This is a genomic window from Pseudomonas fluorescens (assembly GCF_005938625.1).
In the GTDB taxonomy this organism is placed as follows: Bacteria; Pseudomonadota; Gammaproteobacteria; order Pseudomonadales; family Pseudomonadaceae; genus Aquipseudomonas; species Aquipseudomonas fluorescens_BD.
Genome location: NZ_VCNJ01000026.1, coordinates 1 through 25,918, shown reverse-complemented (window position 1 = coordinate 25,918; position 25,918 = coordinate 1). Strand labels below are relative to the sequence as shown.

Sequence of the window (25,918 nt, the reverse complement as noted above, 5' to 3'; positions counted from 1 at the left end):
GTAGCAAAGTCCTACAGATAAAAAGACAAGCACCTACAGGAGTGTTCACCGTGAGCCGCCTGCTATTGAATTGCGACATTGGCGAGAGCTTTGGCAGCTGGACCATGGGTCTGGATGCCGAGGTCATGCCCTTCATCGATTGCGCCAACGTGGCCTGCGGCTTCCACGCCGGCGACCCGAGCATCATGCGCAAGACCGTCAGCCTGGCTTTGAGCCACGGCGTGCAGATCGGCGCGCACCCGGCCTATCAGGATCTGGTCGGTTTCGGCCGCCGCTCCATGGCGTATTCGGCGCAAGAGCTGCAAGACATCCTGCATTACCAGATCGGCGCGCTCGACGGTATTTGCAAAGCCCAGAGCGGGCGCGTCAGTTACGTCAAACCTCACGGCGCGATGTACAACGACATGATGGCCAACCCCGCACAATTGCGTGCAGTGATTCAGGCGGTGGCCGCTTACGACCGCAGTCTGCCGTTGATGCTCATGGCTACTCGTGACAACTGCGCCGCGCAGCAGATCGGTGATGAGTACGGAGTGACCCTGTGGTTCGAAGCTTTCGCCGACCGCGCCTACGACAGCGCTGGCAAACTGCTTTCACGACAGCTGCCGGGCGCAGTGCATCACGACCCCGAAAAGATCATCAAGCAAGCGTTGACCATTGCCGCTGGCGACAACCTCACCGCGAGCGACGGCAGCGCCTTGCGCCTGCACGCCAACACCCTTTGCGTGCACGGCGACAACGCCAGTTCGGTGGCCGCCGTGCAACGCATTCGCGAAGCCTTGAATCAGCAGAGCGCCCCATGAACCCAAGGATTGAAGTGGTGGCACTGGATTGCCTGATGCTGCGTCTGTTCGATGAAATCGCCGAAGCCAATATGCCGTGGATGCTCGCCGCCAGTGAGCGCTTGCGTGCGGCATTCGGTGAGCAACTGATCGATCTGGTGCCGTCTTATACGACGTTGATGGTGCATTACGATTTGACCTCACTGAGTCCGAGTCAGGCGCGGGAATTGATCGCCGAAGCGTTAAGCGACCTGTCACCGAATGCGCGAACCGCTGGCCAATGTCATGTGCTTCCGGTCTGGTACGACTTGAGTGTCGGCCCTGAGTTGAGCTTGCTCGCCGAGCGCAGCGGTCTGGCTGTGGCCGAGGTGATCCGGCGGCACAGTGCGCGGGAATATCAGGTGTTCGCTCTGGGTTTTGCGCCGGGCTTCGCCTTTATGGGGCTGGTCGAAGAGATTCTGGCCGCGCCACGTCTGAGCACGCCACGCAAAAAAGTCGCTGCCGGCAGTGTCGGCATTGCCGAACGGCAGACGGCGGCCTACCCGGTGGTTTCTCCCGGCGGCTGGAACCTGATCGGCCGCACTCCGGCCAAACTGTTCGACCGCAATCGTGATGGCTACAGCCTGATGCAACCCGGCGACACAGTGCGATTCGAAGCGGTAAGTCGCGCTGAATTCGTCAATCTGGGCGGCGACGACACGCCACTGGAGGTGCAGGCATGAGCCGACTGACGATTGAAGCGAGTACACCGCTGTGCCTGTTGCAGGACGCAGGACGCTTCGGCGTGCGGCATCTGGGCGTCACCCAGGGCGGTGCGGCAGATTGGTGTTCGATGAGCTGGGCCAACTGGTTGCTGGGCAATCGACTGGATGTACCGGTGATCGAAATCACGCTTGGCGGGTTTGCCGTCATCGCTGAAGACGATTGCTTGCTGGCGCTGGCCGGCGCAGATCTTGGCGCACAGATTGACGGGCAGCCGCTGGCGCCGTGGCGCAGTTTCAGGTTGGGTAAAGGACAGAAGTTGCTGTTCACGCAACCGCTGCTCGGTGCCCGGGCTTATCTGGCGGCGCCCGGCGGCTTCGAGGCCCCCAAGGTCTTGGGCAGCAGCGCGACAGTGGTGCGCGAAGAGTTCGGCGGTCTGGATGGCCTGGGCTTGCCGCTGGCCAAGGGGGCGGCACTGAGTTATCGCGGTGAATCGCTGTGTGTTCGCGAAGTGCCTGTGGATTCACGGCCGGATTTGAAATCGAATGCGCCGCTGGATCTGGTGCTCGGCGCGCAGATCGGCCAGTTCAGCGGGCAGAGCCTGTTTGATGTGTTCAACAGTGCCTGGACACTGGACAGTCGCGCTGATCGCATGGGCATTCGTTTGCTCGGCAAGACGTTGCAGTATCAGGGGCAGCCGATGATTTCCGAGGGCATTCCGCTCGGAGCGGTGCAGGTGCCGCCGGACGGGCAGCCGATTGTGTTGCTCAATGATCGGCAGACGATTGGCGGGTATCCACGGTTGGGGGCGTTGACGCCGGTAGCGTTGGCGCGGCTGGCGCAGTGTCTGCCGGGAGCGCAGGTGCGGTTAAGGCCGGTGGTGCAGGACGTCGCGCACCGTGAGCAGATCAAATATCTGCAGCGCTTTTGATCGTTCCCACGCTCCGCGTGGGAATGCCGCCCGGGACGCTCCGCGTCCCTGTGACGCAGAGCGTCAATGGATGCGTTCCCACGCAGAGCGTTGGAATGATCTGGTCGTCATTTGGACAGAAACCGCATCCCTTCCTCAAGCCCGCGCAACGTCAACGGATACATCTGATCCTCGATCAGATCCCGCACGATATTGGTCGATGAGGTATAGCCCCAAGTGTCTTTCGGGTACGGGTTGATCCAGATGAGCTTCTTGTACTTCTCCATAAAGCGCTGCATCCACACGTAACCCGGCTCTTCGTTCCAGTGCTCGACACTGCCGCCGGCCTGAGTGATTTCATAAGGTGCCATGGCGGCGTCACCGATGAAGATCACTTTGTAGTCGGCACCGTACTTGTGCAGCAGATCCTGAGTCGAAGTGCGCTCGGAGGTGCGGCGCATGTTGTTCTTCCACACCGATTCATAAACGAAGTTGTGGAAGTAGAAGTACTCCAGATGCTTGAACTCGGTCTTGCAGGCCGAGAACAGCTCCTCGCAAATCTTCACGTGGGCATCCATCGAGCCGCCGATATCGAACAGCAGCAACAGCTTTACGGTGTTGCGCCGCTCAGGGCGCATCTGGATGTTCAGCAGACCGGCGTCCTTGGCGGTGTGGTCGATGGTGCCGTCGATGTCCAGCTCTTCTGCCGCGCCTTGGCGGGCGAATTTGCGCAGTCGGCGCAGGGCGACTTTGATATTGCGCGTGCCTAGTTCCACCGAGTCATCGAGGTTCTTGTACTCGCGCTGATCCCAGACTTTTACCGCTTTACCCTGACGCTTGCCGGCATCGCCGACTCGAATGCCTTCCGGGTTGAAGCCGCCGGAACCGAACGGGCTGGTGCCTCCGGTGCCGATCCACTTGTTGCCGCCGGCATGGCGTTCCTTCTGTTCTTCCAGACGCTTCTTGAACTCTTCAATCAGCTTGTCCAGGCCACCGAGGGACTGGATCTGCGCACGTTCCTCATCCGTCAGCGAGCGCTCGAACTCCTTGCGCAGCCAGTCTTCGGGAATCAGCGCCTGCAAGTGATCATCGAGTTTTTCCAGGCCATTGAAGTAGGCGCCGAACGCACGGTCGAACTTGTCGAAATGGCGTTCGTCCTTGACCAGAATCGCCCGCGACAAGTAGTAAAACTCGTCCATGTCGGCGAAGGTCACGCGCTGTTTCAGCGCGTTGATCAGGTCGAGCAACTCGCGCACCGACACCGGCACCTTGGCTGCACGCATTTCATTGAACAGGTTGAGCAACATGGCATCAGCCTCTTAGCGAGAACCGCGACGGCTCATGAACGCCAGGCGCTCAAGCAGTTGCACGTCCTGTTCGTTCTTCACCAGAGCACCGGCCAGCGGCGGAATGGCTTTGGTCGGATCGCGCTCGCGCAGCACCGCTTCGCCGATATTGTCAGCCATCAGCAGCTTCAGCCAGTCGACCAGTTCCGAGGTCGACGGTTTCTTCTTCAGGCCTGGCACCTTGCGCACGTCGAAGAACACGTCCAGCGCTTCACTGACCAGATCCTTCTTGATGTCCGGATAATGCACATCGACGATTTTTTGCAGGGTGGTGCGGTCGGGGAAGGCGATGTAGTGGAAGAAGCAACGGCGCAGGAAGGCGTCCGGCAGCTCTTTTTCGTTGTTCGAAGTAATGATGATGATCGGGCGCTTCTTGGCCTTGATGGTCTCGTCGATCTCGTAAACGTAGAACTCCATCTTGTCGAGTTCTTGCAGCAAGTCGTTGGGGAACTCGATGTCGGCCTTGTCGATCTCGTCGATCAGCAGAATGACCCGCTCTTCGGACTCGAAAGCCTCCCAGAGCTTGCCCTTCTTCAGGTAGTTGCGCACGTCGTGGACTTTTTCATTGCCCAGTTGCGAGTCGCGCAGGCGGCTGACCGCATCGTACTCGTACAGGCCCTGATGAGCCTTGGTAGTGGACTTGATGTGCCAGGTGATCAACTTGGCGCCGAACGATTCGGCCAGTTGCTCGGCGAGCATGGTCTTGCCGGTGCCCGGCTCGCCCTTGACCAGCAGCGGCCGCTCCAGGGTGATGGCGGCGTTGACCGCCAGCTTCAGGTCATCGGTGGCGACGTAGGCCTGGGTGCCTTCGAACTTCATCTGCTAATCCTCGAACGGTAACGCCGACCTGAAGGGCAGGGCGGGGGCGAAATAATCGGATGCCCGACTATAACGCGCAGCCCGGTCGACTGTGAACGCAGACGGCTTATTCAGTCTCTGAATGGGGCGTCACATGTTGACTCAGTCTCGGCCGATGGCCAGTATTCATGCCTCGTTGATTTGGCGATAGCCCTCAGGCATGTCCACTGAATCTGTGGCGAGGGAGGCGAAGCTGTCCCCATGTGCCCGGAGGCGCCGAATTGATGCTATCCATGAGAAGACCACGCTTGGCGGCAGTTACTGCACTCTCTGATAGCCGGCTTGCGCTGGACTTTGTTGATGGTCGATCGCTGACACTCGATTTGAGTCGAGATATCCATACGTATCAGCAGTTGCAGCCATTGCTTGATTCCCAAGTCTTTGCGACTGCCATCTTGGGCGATAAAGGTTGGACCGTTGAATGGCCGGACCCGGATATTCAGATTGGCGCCGATACTCTATATCTGGATGCTTTTCCAGAAATGAACCCTAACCCGCATCCGGCTTCGGCCGCTCATAGCGGGCATTGAATGCCTGGACGAAGCCATTGCGCAAAATCTGCAAAAACGCTTCGAATGCGCTGATATTTTGCTGATGAACGTTGCCGCTGAGTTCGACCTTGGTGGCGAACTGGTTTTTGGCCTGGTTCTTCAGCACGGTTTCCGTGCCGCCTACCAGTGCCTCCCAGACCGAGCGGAAGATGCTCTTGTTCTTGTTTTCCACGTCCTGCTGCCAGTTGAACACTTCGACGTCGCGCAGCAGCGGTTTGATGTAGCCGTTGACTTGCGCCTTTTTGGCCTGGGCTTCGATCACCACGTCACCGTGGCCGGCGTTGAAGTCGAACTTGCCGTAGGCCGAGGCGAAGTCGTTCATGCTTTTGAGTTCGATGTCTTTGGCGCGCAGGCGGAATTCAAAGTCTTCGAAATTGCTCAGCGGGTCGAACGTGGCGGTGGTTTCCAGTGGTGCATGCCCCAGCAGCAGGGCTTTGCCTTCAAAGCGGGCATCGCGTTTGCCCTGTTTGTCGACCACGTTGGTCAGGTTGTAGATGCTCGCGTCGACATTGGTCGCGTTCATGTTCACTGGCGGTTTTGAATTGAAGTTGCGGAAACTGATTTTGCCATCGCTGATCTGCACTTCGTCGAGGGTGATCGGCAGCAATTTGCCCAGTTGCTCACGCCAGTCGGTGCCTTGACCGGTTTGGGAGTTCTGTTTGTTGGCGCCGCCATCGACGAAGTTAACTTCAGGTTTGACGAATTTCACCTGCGCCACGACGGCATGGTCGTACCACAACGAGTGCCAGCTGACCGCCAGATCGATCAGCGGTGCGTTGACGAATGGTACCGGTACCTTGCCGTCGACCTTGACGATCTTCAGCCCATTGATCTTGTAGGCGCCGCGCCATAGGGCCAGATCGACATCAGTGATCTGGCCCCGATAGTCACCCATGTCCGCCAGTTTGCCGTTCAGGTAGTCGCGCACCATGTAGGGCAGGGCGATGTGCAGCGCGATCAACAGCACAACGACGACGGCGAAAATCCCTAGTGGCCAACTGTAGCGACGCTTCATGACGGCAATTCCCTGACGATGTAAGCGATTGACTGTTACGTCGCACAGACGTTCGACCCGACTGGACTGTGATGGGCAACAGGCTTACCTTGGAGCGCTGAATTCAATGCTGCATAAGGACCCAGCCATGAGCCGTATTTTCGCTGACAATGCCCATTCCATCGGTAATACGCCGCTGGTGCAGATCAACCGCATCGCGCCGCGTGGCGTGACCATTCTGGCCAAGATCGAAGGGCGCAACCCCGGTTACTCGGTCAAGTGCCGGATCGGCGCCAACATGATCTGGGACGCCGAAAGCAGCGGCAAACTCAAGCCTGGCATGACCATTGTCGAGCCGACATCGGGGAATACCGGCATCGGTCTGGCCTTTGTGGCTGCTGCTCGTGGGTACAAATTGATGCTGACCATGCCGGCCTCGATGAGCATCGAGCGTCGCAAGGTTCTCAAGGCCTTGGGCGCCGAGCTGGTGTTGACCGAGCCGGCCAAGGGCATGAAGGGGGCTATCGAGAAGGCTGCCGAGATCGTCGCCAGTGATGCCGACAAATATTTCATGCCGGCGCAGTTCGACAACCCGGCCAACCCGGCGATTCACGAAAAGACCACCGGTCCGGAAATCTGGAAGGACACCGACGGCGCCGTCGATGTACTGGTAGCGGGCGTCGGCACCGGCGGAACCATCACCGGCGTTTCGCGGTATATCAAGAATACCCAGGGCAAACCGATCCTGTCGGTGGCGGTGGAGCCGATGTCGTCGCCGGTGATCACTCAGGCGCTGGCCGGTGAAGAGATCAAACCGAGTCCGCACAAGATTCAGGGGATCGGTGCCGGGTTTGTACCGAAGAACCTGGATCTGTCGATAGTCGACCGGGTCGAGCAGGTCACTGACGAAGAGTCCAAAGCCATGGCCCTGCGCTTGATGCAGGAAGAGGGGATTTTGTGCGGCATCTCCTGCGGGGCGGCGATGGCGGTGGCGGTGCGTCTGGCGGAGACCCCGGAGATGCAGGGCAAGACCATCGTCGTGATTCTGCCGGACTCTGGTGAGCGTTATCTGTCGAGCATGCTGTTCAGTGATCTGTTCACTGAGCAGGAGACTCAACAGTAATCCAGTTGATTCAGGTCAGCCAGGGTTCAGGATCGTTATGCTAATAAATGCTTTGTTGCGCAATTCTTAACACTGAATCTTGTGTAAGGCGGGTTTTGCCCGGCGCCGGTAGTGTTTATCATGGCCGGCTGCCATGCCGGGTAAAGGGCATTGCGCAGCGTTGTCTTTATTCAAGGAGTCGTTGATGACCTTTTCGTTAGCCGCCAAGGTATTGGTGCTGCTGCTGTTTGTGGGCAGCATCCTCTATGTGCATTTGCGCGGCAAGGCGCGTTTGCCGGTTCTGCGCCAGTTCGTCAACCACTCGGCGCTGTTCGCCCCGTACAACGCTTTGATGTACCTGTTCTCTGGCGTCCCGTCCAAGCCGTATCTGGATCGCAGCAAATTCCCGGAACTGGATGTGCTGCGCGACAACTGGGAAACCATTCGCGACGAAGCCATGCATTTGTTCGATGAGGGCTATATTCGCGCGGCAGAAAAGAACAACGACGCCGGTTTCGGCTCGTTCTTCAAGAAGGGCTGGAAGCGTTTCTACCTCAAGTGGTATGACAAACCGCTGCCATCGGCCGAAACCCTGTGCCCGAAAACCGTGGCGCTGGTCAGCGCGATTCCCAACGTCAAGGGCGCTATGTTTGCGTTGTTGCCGGGTGGCAGCCACTTGAACCCGCACCGCGATCCGTTTGCCGGCTCGCTGCGCTATCACCTCGGCTTGTCGACGCCGAACTCCGACGATTGCCGGATCTTTGTCGACGGTCAGGTATACGCCTGGCGTGACGGTGAAGACGTGATGTTCGACGAGACCTACGTGCACTGGGTCAAGAACGAAACCGACCAAACCCGTGTAATTCTGTTCTGCGACGTCGAGCGCCCGCTGAGCAACCGCCTCATGACCCGCATCAACCGCTCCATCAGCGCTTGGCTCGGCAGTGCCACCGCACCGCAGAACCTTGACGACGAACGCGTCGGCGGGATTAACCAGGCCTACGCCTGGAGCAAGAACTTCAGCGACAAGTTCAGTGGCGTGGTCAAACAGTGGAAGCGCCGTCATCCGAAGGCCTACCGCGTGATGCGGCCGGTGCTGGCGGTGTTGGTGTTGACGTTGTTGGGGTATTGGCTGTTTGGTTGAGGCTGGATGTTGTAAAAAAACCGCTCCTTGTGAGCGGTTTTTTATTGCTTGCGAATCAGCGCCGTCCAGCGAGAACGTCGGGTTCGTCTTCGATGCCTGTAATAAGCAGCTGAAGAAAGCGCTGTTGATTGGCTGATAGCTCGGAGGAGATAAGCTTTTCGTCAGTTTTGATTGATCTTTTCTTAGTGGGGGATTTTTTCAAAGATTTACGCATGTTCCCGCCCTTGTTGATCATTACTTGAACAGTTTTCACGATACTTTACTCTCCACTGCGAGGACAAGGCGGCCTTCCAAATCAAATTTGAAGCCGAGTTTTGTATAAACAGGAATTGCTCCTGGTATCGGTTCCTGGACTTCAATGCACTTACTGCCGATTATTTGCGCAAACTCATCGATGGCCACCATCGACAAAAGCGCAATACGCTTTTTAAGCGGGTGAGGCACACCGGGTCGCCCCTCCAATCGTACGATTCGAATTCGCTGGCGGCTTTTGTTCGGATTGACGAAACATAGCCCGCACAGCTGTTCTTCAAACCAGATCGCGATATCCAGGGACAAGGGTTCTCGAGACTTCCATTCGGCAATCTCTCGCCAGCAAAAATGCGGATTATCCCAAAGCTCGAACGCACCTAGTGCTTTGGCATCGATAGGTTCAAAGCGTACTTTCAACAAGTCTTGTCCCGCTGGTAGCTGCAATAGAGCAGTGGCGATGCTTGCCTGCTTCCTGGCCAGCGACCGATACAACTGATAGCGCAGATAACTCCGTTCCCTTGGCATATGATTTCGAGCATTCCATGTCTCCCCATCGATAGGTGTAGCCGTTGCTCAACAGCCTATTCAGCTCTCATGCATCCGTCGCTACTGGCCCTTTGTCCAAATCATTGCAATCCATGTCCCACGCTGGTTATAGTCGGCGCACGTGAGTCGTATGCCTCACACTCCAACCCTTCAAAAAAGATCTGCGCCAATGCCTGCATCCCTCATCAACGCGGTAGTCGATTCAGCGGTCAACGCTGGCGTCGTGCCGTGCGCGGATCAGCAGCCCAAGCAGATCAGTCATTACCCCCCACCTGTCAGTAGCACGCCGGTGTGCGCAGTCGTATCACCGCCGGGCGTTGGCGTTTCGGGCTGATCGGCAGTTTTTGCTGACCCCTGCGCCCGCCAGAAAAACCTACTGAATTTCAGCTTCGGCTGAGTTGGCTTTTTGCCTGACTACAGGTGGTATTCATGTTTGTCCTGTCGAAAAAATCCGCGCTCGCGGCCGCGTCCACGAGCCTGTTCGTTCTGCTGTGGAGCAGCGGGGCGATCTTCTCCAAATGGGGTTTGGCCCACGCTTCGCCGTTTGCCTTTCTGCTGATTCGCTTTGTGATCGCCCTGTGCGGGCTAATGCTGTTGGCGCCGTTGCTCAAGCTGAAGTTGCCCAAGGGCGGGAGGCCGATGCTGTTTGCGATTGCCACCGGAGTGGTTTTGTTGGGGGCGTATCAGATTTTCTATCTGCTGGCGCTCAACACCAAAGTCACCCCGGGCGTGATGGCCACCATCATGGGCGTGCAGCCGATTCTTACTGTGGTCTTGATGGAGCGGCAACGCTCGGCGAGCCGGATGTTCGGTCTGGCGCTTGGGCTGGCGGGGCTGATCATGGTGGTTTACCAGGGCATCGGTCTGGCCGGGATGTCCTGGGCGGGAATGCTTTTCGGGTTGCTGGCGCTGGCGAGCATGACGCTGGGTTCGATCATGCAGAAGCGCATCACCGACAATCCGCTCGGCACGCTGCCTGTGCAGTATCTGGCGGGGCTGTTGTTGTGCGGGATTTTCGTGCCGTTTCAGCCATTCCACTTTGAACACAGCACAGGTTTTATCGTGCCGGTGTTGTGGATGGGGCTGGTGGTGTCGGTGCTGGCGACGCTGTTGCTGTATCGACTGATCGCGCGAGGCAATCTGGTGAACGTCACCAGCCTGTTTTACCTGGTGCCTGCGGTGACGGCAGTGATGGACTATCTGATTTTCGGCAATCGCCTGGCGGCATTGAGCGTGCTGGGGATGCTGTTGATCATTGTCGGTCTGGCGTTTGTGTTTCGTGAAAGGGGGTAACAGATCATCAGGTGGCGGCTTTTAGACCGCCGATCGCGAGCAGGCTCACTCCTACAGGGGAACGCATTCCAATTGTAGGAGTGAGCCTGCTCGCGATAGCCTTTTCGGCAACAGCACAAATTTATCGGGCCGGCACCTCAGCCGGTTTCACCACCGCCGGCTTCAACACCAACCACAACGCCGCCGCAATCAGCACGCCACCGTAGATATGCGCCATCGACAACGGCTCATCCAGCAACAACGCCCCCCACAGCACGCCGAACGGCGGAATCATGAAGGTCACGGTCATCGATTTCACCGGCCCGATCGAACTGAGCAGGCGGAAATAGATAATGTAGGCAAACGCCGTGCAGCCCAAACCCAGGCCCAACAGCGACAGCCAGACATTCCAGCCGCCCCAACTGACGGGCGGTGAAGTGATCACGCTGTACCCGAACAACGGCAACAGGAACAACGTCGCACCGAGCATGCTGCCCAGCGCCGACAATCGGCTGTCCAGTCCACCGGCCTGATCCAGCCAGCGCCGCGCGAGGAAACCGGCAAAACCATAACAGGTGGTCGCCAGCAGGCAGGCGAGGGCGCCCATCAACAGTTGCATGTCAAATGCCACGGGACCGGCGCGGGTCAGCACGCCAACACCGAACAGGCCGAGGAACACCCCGCCCAGTTTGGCCGCGGTGAGTTTTTCACTGAAGAACAGCCCGCCAATCAGCACGCCCATCAGCGGCGTGGTGGCATTGAAAATCGCCGAATAGCCGGCCGGCAATACCTGGGCTGCGACCGAATACAGCGTCGCCGGAATCCCCGAGTTGATCACGCCCAGCAGCATCACGGTCTTCAGTTTGCCTTTGAAGTCCCAGCGCACGCGCATCAGCCCGAGAATCACCAGCAGCCCTGCAGCCGCAATCGACACGCGAAAGAACCCGGTCGGGATCGTGCCAATCACCGGCGCAATAATGCGCATGAACAGAAAACTCGCGCCCCAGATGGCCGCCAGCGACAACATACGGAAAATATCGACAGGGCTCACGGCGGGTCTCCTTCCTTGATCGGGACGAGAGTGTTGCCGAGTGCCCTGACGATGGCAACCGCTATTCGGGCATTCAACTTATCGGTCAGATCACAAAGCGCGTCACCAGACCGTTGAGGTCGACGGCCAGACGCGACAGTTCCTGGCTCGCGGCCGAGGTCTGAGTGGCGCCGGCGGCGGTCTGCGTCGAGAGGTCACGGATCGTCACCAGATTCTGATCGACCTCGCGCGCCACCAAGGCCTGCTGCTCGGCCGCGCTGGCGATCACCAGGTTGCGTTGGTTGATCTGCGCGATTGACGCGGTGATTTTTTCCAGTGCCTGACCGGCACTGTTGGCGCGCCGCAACGTCTGACCCGCCTGCTCGGCACTGCTCTGCAAAGCGCCAACGGTTGCCCCGGTGCCTTGCTGGATGCTGCTGATCATCAGCTCGATTTCTTCGGTGGAATTCTGCGTGCGTTGTGCCAGCGAACGCACTTCGTCGGCGACCACGGCAAAACCGCGCCCGGCTTCACCGGCGCGCGCCGCTTCGATCGCCGCATTGAGCGCCAGCAGATTGGTCTGCCCGGCGATCCCGCGAATCACTTCCAGCACTTTGCTGATGTCCTGCGCCTGAGTGGCCAGGCCCTCGGCTTGTTCGGAAGCACCGAGTACCGCATCGACCAACTCCTGAATCGAGCTGATGGTTTCGCTGACCTGCACGTGACCGTGCTTGCTGTCCTCGTTGGATGCGGCAGACGCCTCGGCGCTGGACACGGCGTTGGCAGCGACTTCGTCCACCGCCGTGCTCATCTCGGTGACCGCGGTGGCAGCTTGTTCGATCTGGTCATTCTGCTGTTGCAGACCGCGGGTGCTTTGCTCCATCACCGAACTCATTTCCTCGGCAGCGGAAGCCAGTTGCTGCGCCGATTCGCTGATACCGCGGATGGTCGAGCGCAGATTGCCCTGCATCTCGGCCAAGGCGTCGAGTAGCTGCGCCGCTTCATCTTTACCGGTGCTGGCGATCTGGCCGCTGAGGTCACCGGCGGCAATGCGTCGTGCCACATCCAGTGCCTGATTGATCGGGGTGGTGATGCTGCGGGTCAGCAACCAGGCCAATAGCAAGGTGGCAATCAGGGCGACCACGATGATCGACGCGACGATCCACAATGCCTGCTGATACATCGCCGCAGCGGCTTTGGCGGCGGCGTCGGCACCTTGTTGATTGAGGCTGATCATCTGCTCCAGCGTCTTGTCGAGCACAGTGCCCTGCGGTGCCAGTTCGTTGCTCAAACGATTGGCAGCCTGCTCGTTCTGACCGGCTTCCATCTGGCTGACGATCTGATCGAGAATGCTGAGGTATTTGCCCGTGGCTACGTTCAGACCGTCGAGCATCGTCTGTTCCTGATCACTGGCGATCAAGGCTTTGTGATCGTTGAGGCGTTTGAGCAACTCCTCGCGTTGCGCCTTGAGGATGCCTTTGCTTCGGTCGCGCACCGCGGGCTGGGAGTTAGTGATCAGACGCAACGATTCGAGACGGATGCTGGCGATGTTCGCCGCCGCGTCATGAATGCTTTCGATACTCGGCATCCATGATTCTTCGATCACTGATGCACTTTCACGCAGGGTCTTCATTTGGCCCAGACCGAACAGGCCGACCACCACCAGCAGACTGGCCAAAACGGCAAAGCTCAAACTGGCGCGCAAACCTATGCGCAGATTCCGGATAGACATCAGTGTGCTCCTTGATCTTTGAAGGGGGGAGGTCGTCCTCGTCAGCGAGGATCTTGTTATGAGGCGGGTAATGGCGGCCTGTATATCAAAGTGCCACTATTTTGGTAAGACCAATCTGGAGTGGTCGCTGATAATCCGCGCAGTTGCAGCAAAGCCGCGGACTAGACGCGTGTATTCGGTATTGGATCCGAAACCCAGAGAATTCGCGGGCTGGCGCAGGGCGACAAGAAAAACCGCTCAGGCGATAACTGACCGAACGGTTGATTAAAAAAACTTTGCAAAAACACTGTTGGCGTACAACCCCGGCGCAGATTTGGCAGAAATTGCACTTCACCTGTGTGCGCATCCGTGGCTAAGCTCAGGCACAGATTTTCAAACGCAAGCCGAGGTCTTATCTATGCCGCAGCAATGGCCAGCCACCGACATCGCCCGCATGATCCTCGATGGCTTTGACGATTACCGCGAGCATTTCCGGCGGATCACCGACGGCGCCCGGGAACGCTTCGAGCAGGCGCGCTGGCAGGAGACGCAAACGGCGTCGGCAGCACGGATCAACCTCTACGAAGACAAGGTCGGCGAAACCATCGCCCGTCTGCGCGAATACTTCGACGACGAAACGCTGATGAATGTCAGCTGCTGGCCGCTGGTGAAAAGCGCCTACATCAGCGTCATCGACCTGCGCTTCGACGATGAATTGTCCGAGACCTGGTACAACTCGATTTTCTGCGGGCTGTTCAGCCATGACCTGATCAGCGACGGCTGCATGTTCATCCACACCACGCGCCCGAGCCTGCGCCGTGCCCGCGCCGCGCAAACCCGCACCTACAAACCGCAAGGGCAGTTGTCGGGGATGCTCGCGAGCATTTTTGCCGACTACCGTTTCAGCGAGGACTACGCCGATCTGCCCGGTGACCTGCGCCGCCTCGAAGCACAGCTGCGCGAGAACCTGCCGGACTGGGTGTGCAAGGACCCGGAACTCAGCGTCGAGCTATTTTCCTCGGTGCTGTACCGCAACAAGGGCGCGTACCTGGTCGGGCGCATCTACACCCGCGACGAGCAATGGCCGCTGGTGATCCCGCTGCTGCACCGCGAAGGGCGCGGGATCCAGATCGATGCGCTGATCACCGACGAAGCCGACGTGTCGATCATCTTCTCGTTCACCCGTTCGTATTTCATGGTCGACGTGCCGGTGCCGGCGGAATTCATCGGTTTCCTGCGGCGCATCCTGCCGGGCAAGCACATCGCCGAGCTTTACACCTCGATCGGTTTCTACAAGCACGGCAAATCCGAGTTCTACCGCGCGCTGATCAACCATCTGGCCAACACCGATGACCAGTTCATCATGGCCCCGGGCGTGCGCGGTATGGTCATGAGCGTGTTCACCCTGCCGGGTTTCAACACCGTGTTCAAAATCATCAAGGACCGTTTTTCGCCATCGAAGAACGTCGATCGCGCTACGGTGATCGAGAAGTACCGACTGGTGAAAAGCGTCGACCGGGTCGGGCGCATGGCCGATACCCAGGAGTTTGCCGATTTTCGTTTCCCGCTGAGCAAGTTTGATCCGGCGTGTCTGGAAGAACTGTTGGAAGTGGCGCCATCAACGGTGTCGGTGGAAGGCGAGACGGTATTGATCCGTCACTGCTGGACCGAACGGCGAATGACCCCGCTCAATCTGTATCTGGAAAACGCCAACGACGCGCAGGTGCGCGAGGCGCTGGAGGATTACGGCCTGGCGATCAAGCAACTGGCGGCGGCGAATATCTTTCCCGGTGACATGCTGCTGAAGAACTTCGGCGTCACCCGGCATGGGCGGGTGGTGTTTTATGACTATGACGAGATTTGTTTCCTGACCGAGGCCAACTTTCGTCACATTCCTGCGCCGCGTACACCGGAGGACGAGATGGCTTCGGAGCCGTGGTATTCGATTGGGCCGCTGGATGTGTTTCCCGAGGAGTTTCCGCCGTTTTTGTTTGCTGATTCCGGGCAGCGCAAGTTGTTCGATCAGTTGCACGGCGAGTTGTACAACGCTGATTACTGGAAGAGCCTGCAGGAGGCGATTCGGGCGGGGAAAGTGATTGATGTCTTTCCTTATCGGCGTAAAGGGTTGGATAACGAGTAAGGCCTGAAACCCTCACCCCAACCCTCTCCCAGAGGGAGAGGGAGCCGACCGAGTTGTCTTGCGCCAAACATTGACCTGAAAGATTTTGGCGATTATGGGTTCGGCAAAGCTCTTTCAGGTCGATGTACCTTTGAAGCATCCCCCAATTGGTCCCCTCTCCCTCAGGGAGAGGGCTAGGGTGAGGGCAGCAATCCCCCTGACACGCCACAAATCCCCCAAATCTGCGACAATCCGCCCCCTGCACATATAGACGACCGAATTGCCTACCCGATGACCGACGAATCGCCCTCCATCGACAAACTGCTGAAAAACCTCGATCACGCCATGCTCGCCGACCGTCACCGGCTGCGGCGGCAGTTGCTTGAGCTGCGCAAGAAACCCGATGAGGCCAAACTGGCCCAATGGGTGACGCGCATGCAGGCGTCCTGCGATCAGGTGCTGGCGCGCCGTGCCAGCCTGCCGGTGATTCGTTACGACGACAGTCTGCCGATCGCGGCCAAGCGCGACGAGATCAAAAAGGCGCTGGAAAAACACCAGGTGCTGATCATCGCCGGCGAAACCGGCTCGGGTAAAACCACCCAGTTGCCAAAAATCTGTCTGGAAATCGGTCGCGGTCAGCACGGTCTGATCGGCCACACCCAACCGCGTCGAATCGCTGCGCGCAGCGTCGCCAGCCGGGTCGCCGAAGAACTCGTCACACCGCTCGGGTCGCTGGTCGGCTATCAGGTTCGCTTCGAAGATCAGAGCGATTCCAACACCCTGATCAAACTGATGACCGACGGCATCCTGCTCGCGGAAACCCAGAATGATCGCTACCTCGAACGCTACGACACGATCATCGTCGACGAAGCCCACGAACGCAGCCTCAATATCGATTTCCTGCTCGGTTACCTGAAAACCCTGCTGCCGCGTCGCCCGGATCTGAAAGTCATCATCACCTCGGCGACCATCGATCTGGAGCGCTTCTCCAAGCATTTCGATGACGCGCCGATTGTTGAAGTGTCGGGCCGCACCTTCCCGGTGGACACCTGGTATCGCCCGCTGACGCTGGAGCAGGACGAAGAGGGCAACCGCGTCGAGGATGACCTGACGGTGGATCAGGCGATTCTCGCGACCCTCGATGAAATCGCCGCTTACGAACGCAGCGAACGCCGCAGTCCTGGCGACGTGCTGGTATTTCTGCCCGGCGAGCGCGAGATTCGTGACGCTGCCGACATGCTGCGCAAGGCCCAGATCAAACACACTGAAATTCTGCCGCTGTACGCGCGCCTGTCGCCGGCCGAACAGCAGCGGATTTTCCAGTCGCACCCGGGCCGTCGCGTGGTGCTGGCAACCAACGTCGCCGAGACCTCGCTGACCGTGCCGGGCATCCGTTATGTGATTGACAGCGGTACCGCGCGCATCAGCCGCTACAGCTACCGCGCCAAGGTGCAGCGCCTGCCGATCGAAGCGATTTCCCAAGCCAGCGCCAACCAGCGTAAAGGTCGTTGCGGCCGGGTCGAGCCGGGTATCTGCATTCGCTTGTACAGCGAAGAAGATTTTAATGGGCGCCCGGAGTTCACCGATCCGGAAATTCTGCGCACCAACCTCGCGGCGGTTATTTTGCAGATGCTGCATCTGCGTCTCGGCGAGATCACCGCGTTCCCGTTTATCGAGCCGCCGGATGGCAAGGCGATCAGCGACGGTTTCAACCTGCTGCAAGAGCTCTCGGCAGTGGATCGCAACAGTCAGTTGACCCCGCTCGGTCGTCAACTTGCGCGCCTGCCGGTCGACCCGCGCATGGGCCGTATGCTGCTCGAAGCGGCCAAACTCGGCAGCCTGCAAGAAGTGCTGATCGTCGCCAGTGCGATGTCGATTCAGGATCCGCGCGAGCGTCCGCCGGAGCGTCAGCAAGCCGCCGATCAGGCCCACGCGCAATGGAAAGATATTGATTCGGACTTCGCCGGATTGGTGAATCTGTGGCGTGGTTTTGAAGAACAGCGCCAGGCGCTGACGGCCAGTCCGTTACGCAACTGGTGCCGCAAGAACTTCCTCAACTATCTGCGCTTGCGCGAGTGGCGTGATTCCCATCGCCAGTTGAGCCTGATCTGCCGCGACATGCAGTTGAGCCTGAATAAAGAGCCGGCGGACTACCCGAAACTGCATAAAGCGGTGCTGGTCGGTTTGCTTAGCCAGATCGGTCAGAAAACCGAAGACGGTGATTACCTCGGCGCGCGTCAGCGACGCTTCTGGATTCACCCGTCGTCGGGCATCGGCAAGAAGCGTCCGCAATGGCTGATGACCGCCGAACTGGTGGAAACCACCAAGCTCTATGCGCGCATGGTCGCCAAGATCGACGCCGACTGGATCGAACCGCTGGCCGGGCACCTGATCAAGAAAAATCACTTCGAACCGCACTGGGAGAAGAAGCGCGGCCAAGTCGTGGCGTTCGAACAGATCACCTTGTTCGGGCTGATCGTGGTCGGCCGCCGCCCGGTGCATTACGGCCCAGTCGATCCGGTGGTCTCCCGAGAGCTGTTTATCCGCGAAGGCCTGGTGCGTGGCGAAATTCAATCGAAAGCCAAGTGCCTGACCGCGAACAAACAACTGCTGGAACAGCTCGACGAACTGGAAGCCAAGGCCCGTCGTCGCGATATTCTCGCCGACGAAGAAACCTTGTACGCGTTCTACGATGCGCGGCTGCCGGCGGAGATTCACCAGACCGCGACCTTCGACAGTTGGTACCGCATCAACAGCCAGAAGAACCCGCAATTGCTGATCATGCGCGAAGAGGACGTGCTGGCCCGCGAGGCCAGTGAAGTCACCGCGCGCGATTACCCGAACACCCTGCACATCGGCGATCTGGAGCTGGCGCTGACCTATCACTTTGAACCCAATCACCCGCGCGACGGGGTGACCCTGCGCGTGCCGGCGCCACTGCTGCCGATGCTGCCGCCGGAACGCCTGGAGTGGCTGGTGCCGGGGATGATCGAAGCCAAGTGCATCGCTCTCGTGCGCAACTTGCCGAAAGCGCTGCGCAAGAATTTTGTGCCGGTGCCGGACTTCATCAAGGCTGCCTTGCAGCGCATGACCTTTGCCGACGGTTCGTTGCCGCAGGCGCTGGGCCGCGAATTGCTGCGCATGACCGGGGCGCGGGTCAGCGATGAGGCGTGGGCAGAAGCTGAGCAAGGCGTTGAGGGGCATCTGCGGATGAACCTGGAAATCGTTGACGGCCAGGGTAAGTTTCTTGGCGAAGGCCGTGATCTGGCTGAGCTGACCGCACGGTTTGCCGAAGCCAGTCAGGCCGCGCTGGCAGTGCCGCAAAGTGCGAAAAGCCAGCAACCGGTGGAGGCGAAAGTCTTCGCGCCGGTGGCGGAAAAGACTCAACAGAAGATCGCCGGGCTATCGATGACGGTGTATCCGGCGCTGGTCGAAGAGGGCGGAACGGTCAAGGAAGGGCGCTTCTCCACCCCGGCTGAAGCCGAGTTCCAGCATCGTCGTGCCTTGCAGCGTTTGTTGATGCAACAACTGGCGGAGCCGGCCAAGTTTCTGCGCGGCAAGTTGCCGGGGCAGACCGAACTGGGCTTGCTTTATCGCGAGTTGGGCCGGGTCGATGCGCTGGTCGAAGACATTCTCCTGGCCAGCCTCGACAGCTGCATTCTTGATGGCGAAGACCCGTTGCCCCGCGACGGCGCTGGGTTGGCGGCGTTGGCCGAGCGCAAACGCGGCAACTGGACCGAGCACGCCGAGCGCGTGGCGCGCTTGACCCTGGAGATTCTCAAGCTGTGGCACGGTTTGCAGAAGCGCTTCAAGGGCAAGATTGATCTGGCCCAGGCCGTGGCCCTGAACGACATCAAGCAGCAGATCAACAATCTGGTTTACCCGGGGTTTGTCCGTGAGACGCCGATGCAATGGCTCAAAGAATTGCCGCGGTATCTGAAAGCGGTCGAGCAGCGTTTCGAAAAGCTTGGCGCACAGGTGCAGAAGGATCGTGTCTGGAGCGGTGAACTCGCTGGCCTCTGGGCGCAATACCAGGCCCGCGCGGCGAAACATGCGCAGGAAGGCAAACGCGATCCACAGCTTGAGCTGTACCGCTGGTGGCTGGAAGAATACCGGGTCTCGCTGTTCGCCCAGCAATTGGGTACCAAAGTCCCGATCTCCGACAAACGCCTGAACAAGCAGTGGACTCAGGTCGAGCCGTAACGTTGATCGTTCCCACGCTCTGCGTGGGAATGCCTCTGGGGACGCTCCGCGTCCAGTGACGCGGAGCGTCACGGGCTGCATTCCCACGCAGGAGCGTGGGAACGATCATCCGAGTTGATCTTGAGAAAGGCGCCAAAAGTCCACGTTTATGGCAAACTTCGCGACCATAAACGCCGGTTTCGCGACCCAGAGCCTTCGGCCAGGTCGCGCGACGGAATAAAGCGATGCCAGGTTTGCGTCCCCCGGATGGGAATAGACCCTTTGTGTGTTGGTACGACGGTTCCAGCACTTTCTGCCTGAACAGATTAGAGAAACGACCATGCATAACGTCGTCATCAGCGGCACCGGCCTGTACACCCCGGCCAACAGCATCTCCAACGAAGAGCTGGTGCAGTCTTTCAATACCTACGTCGCCCAGTTCAACGCCGACAACGCCGACGCGATCGCCAGCGGCGAAGTCCAGGCCCTGACCGAATCCAGCGCTGCGTTCATCGAAAAGGCTTCCGGCATCAAGAGCCGCTTTGTCATGGACAAGGACGGCATCCTCGATCCACAACGCATGGCTCCGCGCCTGCCGGAGCGTTCCAACGACGAATGGTCGGTGCTCTGCCAGATGGCCATCGGCGCTGCCGAACAGGCCCTGCAACGCGCCGGCAAAACCGCCGCTGACATCGACGGCGTGATCGTCGCCTGCTCCAACCTGCAGCGCGCCTACCCGGCCATCGCCATCGAAGTCCAGGAAGCCTTGGGCATTCAGGGCTTCGGTTTCGACATGAACGTGGCCTGCTCCTCGGCCACATTCGGCATCCAGGCTGCTGCCAACAGCGTGCAACTGGGCCAGGCCCGGGCAATCCTGATGGTCAACCCGGAAGTCTGCACCGGGCACCTGAACTTCCGTGACCGCGACAGCCACTTCATCTTCGGCGACGCCGCGACTGCGGTGATCATCGAGCGTGCTGACACCGCGACGTCCAAGCACCAGTTCGACGTGGTCAGCACCAAGCTGCTGACCAAATTCTCCAACAACATCCGCAACAACTTCGGTTTCCTCAACCGCGCGGCTGAAGAGGGCGTTGGTGCTCGCGACAAGCTGTTCGTGCAGGAAGGCCGCAAGGTGTTCAAGGATGTCTGCCCGATGGTTGCCGAGCTGATTGGCGAACATCTGCAAGAGAACCAGCTCAACGTCGGCGATGTTAAGCGTTTCTGGCTGCATCAGGCCAACCTGAGCATGAACCACCTGATCGTGCGCAAACTGCTCGGCCGCGAAGCCACCGAGGAAGAAGCACCGGTGATTCTCGACACCTACGCCAACACCAGCTCTGCAGGCTCGGTGATTGCTTTCCACAAATATCAGGACGATCTGGCTGCCGGTTCGCTGGCAGTGTTGAGTTCGTTCGGTGCAGGCTATTCGATCGGCAGCGTGATTCTGCGCAAGCGTTGAAAATTGGTTTAATTTCCTCTTAATCGCGCCGACCTTTCCTACATCCGAATCGGCTCAAACGCTGTAATTTTTCGGAAATGGCGGCAGGTGAAGACCTGTCGCCGTCATTTTCGGAATCGGGACAAGGGGATTGATGGATGGCGGCTGACGACACCCAACTGCTTGCGCGCCTGCTGGCAGGTGAACAACAGGCTTTCAAGGAACTGGTGACGACGTATCAGAGCGCCATGCGCGCCGTGGCGTATGCCATTGTCGGCCAGCGTCATGTCGAAGAAGTGGTGCAGGACGCTTGGCTATCGGTGGTGCGCCATATTGCCAGTTTCGAAGGTCGCTCCAGTCTCAAGACCTGGCTGTTGACCATCACCGCCAACTCGGCGAAAAGTCGCTATAAACAAAATCGTCGGGAAGTGTTGATGGATGATTTGCCATCGCCCCATGGCACGATCGACGACGACCGCTTTTCTCCCGGTGACGGCCATTGGCTGATCGCCCCCTTCGCCTGGCACCAGGACACGCCGGAAGCGCTGCTGACCGAGAGCGAATTGCGCGAATGTCTGGAGCACACCCTGTTGAATCTGTCGGAACTGCAAAGCAGTGTTTTGCTACTGCGTGAGCGTCAGGGGCTGGAGCTTGAAGAGATCTGTAATCTTCTGGAGATCTCGCTCTCCAATGTCCGTGTGCTGCTGCATCGTGCGCGGCTGAAAGTCTTCGCGACCGTGGAGCATTTTGAGGAGACCGGGGAATGCTGACCTGTAAGGAACAAGTGGCGCGCTCCAGCGACTATCTCGATGGCCAATTGAGCTTTCGCGAAAAACTGATGGTGCGTCATCACCTGATGTTCTGCCCGAACTGTCGACGTTTCATTCGTCAGATGCGTTTGATGCAGGCGACCTTGAAGGCGATGCCGGAGAAACCGGTAGAAGGCATCGATGACCTGGCCGAACGACTGGCCGAACAACGACGAAAAGATAATCCCCTGTAGGAGCTGCCGAAGGCTGCGATCTTTTGATCTTGTTTTCACGATCAAGATCAAAAGATCGCAGCCTTCGGCAGCTCCTACAGGGTTTTTTGCATCCTGCGGGAAATAGCCAGTGCGGGTGAAACGAACGGATGATGGGGATCGTCCCGCTCGTACTGGACTATAGGGTGAAGCGTTTTAGAACTTGGCTTCCGCATCCAGCTGCAAGGTGTTGGCGTCAGCGTCACGCTGGGTACGGCTGGCGAAGTCGGCTTTGGTCAGGAAGTACGTAGCGCCAATGGCGAAGTTCTTGTCGATGTCATAACCGACCTTGAACTTGTGGCCACGCGAACCGGTGGTGCCGTTGGCGAAGTCGGAGTCGGTGAAGGCGCCGACCACGGCGTTGCGCTGCACGTCACGATAGTTGTAATCGAGGTTCAGGCCGAAGACTTTCGACTTGGCACCCAACAGCCACGCGGTGTCCTGGTCGGTCACGGCATCGTTGTTCTTCACGTACTGACCGTAGAACGACAGTGGCATCGGCAGACCGCCGATGTCGACCTGGCTGAACCCTTCATACAGGCGGAATTCGTTGTTGGCCGAGTTGCCGTTGACCGCCAGCGCACACGGTGTGGAAGTGCCGGTGCAGCGGCTGTCTTCGTCGTTCTGGTAGGCGTAGACGCTGCCGCCCAGGGTCACTTTCAGGTTGTCGGTGATGTTGAAGCGGCTACCCAACTGGCCAGCGGTCAGACGCAGGTCGTGACGGAATTGCACGCCATCGCCGTCAACGTTGTCCTTGAGGTTGTAGTTACCCAGGCTGCCGAACAGTTCGGCGCTGCTGCCCAACGGGTATTTGTAAGTAACGGCCAGACCTTCCGGGTTGATGTCGCTATCCCAGATCACGTCGCCCATGCTGACCCACGGCTGGAGCATCTTGCCGCCGATGATGTGCAGGTTCTTGATCTGATCCGGGTGGTAGTCGATGTAACCCAGGTCGAGCCAGATCTGTTTCTTGTCGAAGTAGTTGTCCTGGTCCTGGTTGGTGGAGCGGGCATCGTCGCCGCCGCCGGTGGCGATACGGATGCCGGTGTCGACCTGCGGGTTGATCTCGGTGTAGGCACCCAGACGGGCACGAATACGCTGACGATCCTTGTCGCGGCCGCCGTTGTTCGGCTCGCCGTCGATCTTGATGGTTTCCTGACGGATACGCACATCGCCCTTGAATTGGGTCTTGGCCGCCCAGGCCAGTTTCTGGTCGAAGACGCTTTGTTCGTTGGTTTTCTTCGCAACAGCAGCGACTTGTTCGTTGGTCTCTTGCTGCGCCTGCTGCGCGATTTGCTGAGCCTTCTGATCCTTGGCCAGTTCAGTTTGCAGTTCTACGTACTGTGCCTGGGAAATGGAACCGTTAGCCTTGAGCATGTCGAGCAGTTTGGCGTCGACTGCAGCACTGGCCGGAACACTCATGGCCAGCAACAAGCCACCGCACAGGGCCGCCGCAGTTTTCGTGGAAGCAAGACGCATAGCAATCTCCGAAGATGAGAGGGGATGGCTGAACCATCCGGGGCACAACCGACGATTTGAACGTCGGAAAACAGTGTCCGGGTAGAACCCGGCGCTCTAAAAACAGGCGCCAGTATCGCGATGGTTTATGACAGAGCAGTGGCACAGTGATGGCAGGTTGATGACGATATTGGTTCGCCCTGAACTATTGATCTAGAGCGCTGTCGGCCGATTACGGGTGTGCAATGCCGCGCAATGGGCGATACTCGCCGGGCGCTGAAGTCCTGTTGTGGAGAGCTTGTTGATGCCGTTGCAACGCCTGCAAAACCTGTCGCAAATCGCTCCCGCAAGCTGGGATGCGCTGGTGCCTGAAAACCAGCCATTTCTGCGCCACGCCTTTCTCGGTGCGCTGGAAGACAGTGGTAGCGTTGGCCCCCACACCGGCTGGCAACCTGAGCATTTGCTGCACATCGAAGAGGGGCGTCTGATCGCCGCGTTACCCAGTTACCGCAAGTGGCATTCCTACGGAGAGTACGTGTTCGATCATGGCTGGGCCGACGCCTGTGCCCGCGCCGGCATCGATTACTACCCCAAGCTCTTGACGGCTGTGCCGTTCAGCCCGGTCAGCGGTCCGCGTTTGTTGGCGGCCAATGTCGAAGACGGTTTTGAACTGCTCAAGAGCCTGCCCGGCTATCTGGAAATCGAAGGGCTCTCCAGCGCACACATCAATTTCACCGACGCTTTCACCGACGCTGCGATGTCCGAACAGCCGGGCTGGCTGCAGCGCATCGGATGTCAGTATCACTGGCAGAATCGCGGTTACCGCGACTTCCAGGATTTCCTCGATGTACTCAGTTCGCGCAAGCGCAAGCAGATGCGCAAGGAGCGCGAGCAGGTGGCGGGGCAGGGCTTTGAATTTGAATGGCTGGAAGGGCGGGAGCTGGACGAGGCGCAGTGGGATTTTGTCTACGCCTGCTATGCCAACACTTATGCGGTCAGGCGCCAGACGCCGTATCTGACGCGGGAGTTTTTCAGTTTGCTGGCCGAGCGCATGCCCGAGGCGATTCGGGTGGTGCTGGCCAAACAGGGCTCACGACCGGTGGCGATGGCCTTCAGTCTGGTGGGGGGCGACAGTTTCTACGGGCGCTATTGGGGCTGTCTGGCGGAGTTTGATCGACTGCACTTCGAGACCTGTTTTTATCAGGGCATGGATTACGCGATTGCCCAGGGTTATCAGCGTTTCGATGCTGGCGCCCAAGGCGAGCACAAGTTGATTCGCGGATTCGAACCGGTGATTACCCACTCGTGGCACTACCTGCTGCATCTGGGGTTGAAAGCAGCGGTGAAGGATTTCCTGCAACAGGAACGCGTCGGCATCCTCGCGTATGCCGAAGAAGCGAAAACAGCCTTGCCCTACCGCCAGACATAAATCCCCTGTAGGAGCTGCCGAAGGCTGCGATCTTTTGATCTTGCTTTTTTGAACATCAAGATCAAAAGATCGCAGCCTTCGGCAGCTCCTACAAAGGGATCTCAGGCACGCCTCAGGTTTCTTCTTTGCCCAACCAGCGATAGATCCCGCCACCGACCACCGCGCCAATCAACGGCGCGACCCAGAACATCCACAACTGTGCAATCGCCCAGCCGCCAACCATCAGTGCCGGCCCGGTGCTGCGGGCCGGGTTCACCGAGGTGTTGGTGACCGGAATCGAGATCAGGTGGATCAGCGTCAGGCCCAGGCCGATGGCGATTGGTGCCAGCCCCGGTGGTGCGCGTTTATCGGTGGCGCCGAGGATGATGATCACAAACATCGCGGTCATCACGAGCTCAGTGACAAACCCTGCCGCCATCGAATACTTGCCCGGCGAGTGTTCGCCATAACCGTTGGATGCCAGGCCTGTAGCGATGTCGAAGCCCTCCTTGCCGCTGGCGATGTGGGCGATCAGCGCCGCCGCGAGAATCGCGCCGAGCACTTGGGCAATGATGTAAGCGGGTAACTCCTTGGCCGGAAACCGGCCGCCGACGAACAGCCCGACCGACACGGCCGGGTTGAGGTGACATCCACTGATGTGGCCAATGGCGAATGCCATGGTCAGCACCGTCAGACCAAACGCCAGGGCAACCCCCAGCACCCCGATTCCCAGCGGTGAAGATGCGGCGATCACCGCGCTGCCGCAACCACCCAATACCAACCAGAACGTACCCAACAACTCAGTGACTGAACGTTTGAACAGAGACATGAGAGGCGTCCTTGATAGCCCTGCTATCGAGACTGCATCGCGTTGTGCGTCCTTGCAGACTTACGACAGGCTCCGTTCCGGAACCTTGGCTGAGTACAGCAGGCTTTTTGCCGATTTCCAGCGCCCACAAAAAAACCGCCAGCGCCCGTGGTTGGCGGGCTGTGGCGGTGATCGTTCCCACGCTCTGCGTGGGAATGCTTCAAGGGACGCTCCGCGTCCAGTGACGCGGAGCGTCACGGGCTGCGTTCCCACGCAGAGCG

General features: G+C 58.9%; 22 protein-coding genes and 1 pseudogene. 14 read left to right on the top strand and 9 right to left on the bottom strand.

Going from position 1 to position 25,918, the window contains the following annotated elements:
- The first annotated feature begins 50 nt into the window (after window positions 1-50).
- Genes FGA82_RS16960 through FGA82_RS16950 form a run of 3 tightly spaced genes read left to right on the top strand, consistent with a single transcriptional unit; the run spans window position 51 to window position 2,415 of the window.
- The gene (locus FGA82_RS16960) at window positions 51-803 is read left to right on the top strand and encodes a 5-oxoprolinase subunit PxpA (RefSeq protein WP_141127934.1); all 753 of its coding nucleotides are present in this window, start codon (window positions 51-53) and stop codon (window positions 801-803) included.
- Window positions 800-1,504, top strand: coding sequence for a 5-oxoprolinase subunit PxpB (gene pxpB / locus FGA82_RS16955; protein ID WP_141127933.1), 705 nt, complete (start codon window positions 800-802; stop codon window positions 1,502-1,504). Before FGA82_RS16960 ends, pxpB begins: the two co-directional genes overlap by 4 nt.
- Window positions 1,501-2,415 carry a biotin-dependent carboxyltransferase family protein gene (locus tag FGA82_RS16950; protein ID WP_141127932.1) on the top strand — a complete coding sequence of 305 codons (915 nt, stop codon included), beginning with the start codon at window positions 1,501-1,503 and terminating at the stop codon, window positions 2,413-2,415. Before pxpB ends, FGA82_RS16950 begins: the two co-directional genes overlap by 4 nt.
- A gap of 107 nt (window positions 2,416-2,522) precedes the next feature.
- On the opposite strand, the gene FGA82_RS16945 is transcribed toward FGA82_RS16950, so the two are convergent.
- Window positions 2,523-3,701: a vWA domain-containing protein gene (locus FGA82_RS16945; protein ID WP_064388394.1), complete on the bottom strand. Its 1,179-nt coding sequence runs from the start codon at window positions 3,699-3,701 to the stop codon at window positions 2,523-2,525.
- A 12-nt stretch (window positions 3,702-3,713) separates the two neighbouring features.
- A complete protein-coding gene (locus FGA82_RS16940; protein ID WP_025110627.1) occupies window positions 3,714-4,559 on the bottom strand; it encodes an AAA family ATPase in 846 nt (281 codons plus the stop codon).
- A gap of 263 nt (window positions 4,560-4,822) precedes the next feature.
- On the opposite strand from FGA82_RS16940, the pseudogene FGA82_RS16935 reads away from it, so the two are divergent.
- A pseudogene (locus FGA82_RS16935) lies at window positions 4,823-5,080 on the top strand (DUF2442 domain-containing protein); the annotation flags it as partial.
- Window positions 5,081-5,087: 7 nt separating this feature from the next.
- Here FGA82_RS16935 and FGA82_RS16930 read toward each other — a convergent pair.
- Complete coding sequence (locus FGA82_RS16930; protein WP_141127931.1) at window positions 5,088-6,164, bottom strand: DUF748 domain-containing protein; 1,077 nt, start codon at window positions 6,162-6,164, stop codon at window positions 5,088-5,090.
- A 127-nt stretch (window positions 6,165-6,291) separates the two neighbouring features.
- On the opposite strand from FGA82_RS16930, the gene cysK reads away from it, so the two are divergent.
- Window positions 6,292-7,266 carry a cysteine synthase A gene (cysK, locus tag FGA82_RS16925; RefSeq protein ID WP_141127930.1) on the top strand — a complete coding sequence of 325 codons (975 nt, stop codon included), beginning with the start codon at window positions 6,292-6,294 and terminating at the stop codon, window positions 7,264-7,266.
- A gap of 184 nt (window positions 7,267-7,450) precedes the next feature.
- Window positions 7,451-8,389 carry an aspartyl/asparaginyl beta-hydroxylase domain-containing protein gene (locus FGA82_RS16920; protein WP_141127929.1) on the top strand — a complete coding sequence of 313 codons (939 nt, stop codon included), beginning with the start codon at window positions 7,451-7,453 and terminating at the stop codon, window positions 8,387-8,389.
- Between the two features lie 55 nt (window positions 8,390-8,444).
- Here FGA82_RS16920 and FGA82_RS16915 read toward each other — a convergent pair whose 3' ends face one another.
- Window positions 8,445-8,642, bottom strand: a complete 198-nt coding sequence (locus FGA82_RS16915) for a hypothetical protein (RefSeq protein ID WP_141127928.1) — start codon at window positions 8,640-8,642, stop codon at window positions 8,445-8,447.
- The gene (locus FGA82_RS16910; protein ID WP_349305995.1) at window positions 8,639-9,061 is read right to left on the bottom strand and encodes a hypothetical protein; all 423 of its coding nucleotides are present in this window, start codon (window positions 9,059-9,061) and stop codon (window positions 8,639-8,641) included. The genes FGA82_RS16915 and FGA82_RS16910 overlap by 4 nt, the downstream gene beginning before the upstream one ends.
- A gap of 295 nt (window positions 9,062-9,356) precedes the next feature.
- Here FGA82_RS16910 and FGA82_RS32120 point away from each other — a divergent pair, with 295 nt between their 5' ends.
- Window positions 9,357-9,521, top strand: coding sequence for a hypothetical protein (locus FGA82_RS32120; protein WP_171057299.1), 165 nt, complete (start codon window positions 9,357-9,359; stop codon window positions 9,519-9,521).
- Window positions 9,522-9,616: 95 nt separating this feature from the next.
- Window positions 9,617-10,480 carry a DMT family transporter gene (locus FGA82_RS16905; protein ID WP_141127926.1) on the top strand — a complete coding sequence of 288 codons (864 nt, stop codon included), beginning with the start codon at window positions 9,617-9,619 and terminating at the stop codon, window positions 10,478-10,480.
- Between the two features lie 121 nt (window positions 10,481-10,601).
- Here FGA82_RS16905 and FGA82_RS16900 read toward each other — a convergent pair whose 3' ends face one another.
- Together FGA82_RS16900 and FGA82_RS16895 are read right to left on the bottom strand one after the other, a co-directional pair.
- Complete coding sequence (locus FGA82_RS16900; RefSeq protein ID WP_141127925.1) at window positions 10,602-11,510, bottom strand: DMT family transporter; 909 nt, start codon at window positions 11,508-11,510, stop codon at window positions 10,602-10,604.
- 85 nt (window positions 11,511-11,595) lie between these two features.
- Window positions 11,596-13,221, bottom strand: a complete 1,626-nt coding sequence (locus tag FGA82_RS16895) for a methyl-accepting chemotaxis protein (protein ID WP_141127924.1) — start codon at window positions 13,219-13,221, stop codon at window positions 11,596-11,598.
- Between the two features lie 397 nt (window positions 13,222-13,618).
- Between FGA82_RS16895 and aceK the strand changes: the two genes are divergently transcribed.
- The 5 genes from aceK to FGA82_RS16870 all read left to right on the top strand — a co-directional run bounded on the left by aceK (window position 13,619) and on the right by FGA82_RS16870 (window position 21,945).
- Window positions 13,619-15,340, top strand: a complete 1,722-nt coding sequence (aceK, locus tag FGA82_RS16890; RefSeq protein WP_123594761.1) for a bifunctional isocitrate dehydrogenase kinase/phosphatase — start codon at window positions 13,619-13,621, stop codon at window positions 15,338-15,340.
- 270 nt (window positions 15,341-15,610) lie between these two features.
- Complete coding sequence (hrpA, locus tag FGA82_RS16885; protein WP_141127923.1) at window positions 15,611-19,522, top strand: ATP-dependent RNA helicase HrpA; 3,912 nt, start codon at window positions 15,611-15,613, stop codon at window positions 19,520-19,522.
- Window positions 19,523-19,841: 319 nt separating this feature from the next.
- The gene (locus tag FGA82_RS16880) at window positions 19,842-20,963 is read left to right on the top strand and encodes a beta-ketoacyl-ACP synthase III (RefSeq protein ID WP_141127922.1); all 1,122 of its coding nucleotides are present in this window, start codon (window positions 19,842-19,844) and stop codon (window positions 20,961-20,963) included.
- A 137-nt stretch (window positions 20,964-21,100) separates the two neighbouring features.
- Window positions 21,101-21,712 carry an RNA polymerase sigma factor gene (locus tag FGA82_RS16875; protein WP_141127921.1) on the top strand — a complete coding sequence of 204 codons (612 nt, stop codon included), beginning with the start codon at window positions 21,101-21,103 and terminating at the stop codon, window positions 21,710-21,712.
- Entirely contained in the window at window positions 21,706-21,945 is a 240-nt protein-coding gene (locus FGA82_RS16870) for an anti-sigma factor family protein (protein WP_141127920.1), read from the top strand. Before FGA82_RS16875 ends, FGA82_RS16870 begins: the two co-directional genes overlap by 7 nt.
- A gap of 174 nt (window positions 21,946-22,119) precedes the next feature.
- On the opposite strand, the gene FGA82_RS16865 is transcribed toward FGA82_RS16870, so the two are convergent.
- Window positions 22,120-23,442 carry a putative porin gene (locus FGA82_RS16865; protein ID WP_141127919.1) on the bottom strand — a complete coding sequence of 441 codons (1,323 nt, stop codon included), beginning with the start codon at window positions 23,440-23,442 and terminating at the stop codon, window positions 22,120-22,122.
- 283 nt (window positions 23,443-23,725) lie between these two features.
- Between FGA82_RS16865 and FGA82_RS16860 the strand changes: the two genes are divergently transcribed.
- Window positions 23,726-24,850, top strand: a complete 1,125-nt coding sequence (locus FGA82_RS16860) for a GNAT family N-acetyltransferase (RefSeq protein WP_141127918.1) — start codon at window positions 23,726-23,728, stop codon at window positions 24,848-24,850.
- A 112-nt stretch (window positions 24,851-24,962) separates the two neighbouring features.
- Here FGA82_RS16860 and aqpZ read toward each other — a convergent pair whose 3' ends face one another.
- Window positions 24,963-25,658, bottom strand: a complete 696-nt coding sequence (gene aqpZ / locus FGA82_RS16855) for an aquaporin Z (RefSeq protein WP_116028890.1) — start codon at window positions 25,656-25,658, stop codon at window positions 24,963-24,965.
- Window positions 25,659-25,918 lie beyond the last annotated feature (260 nt).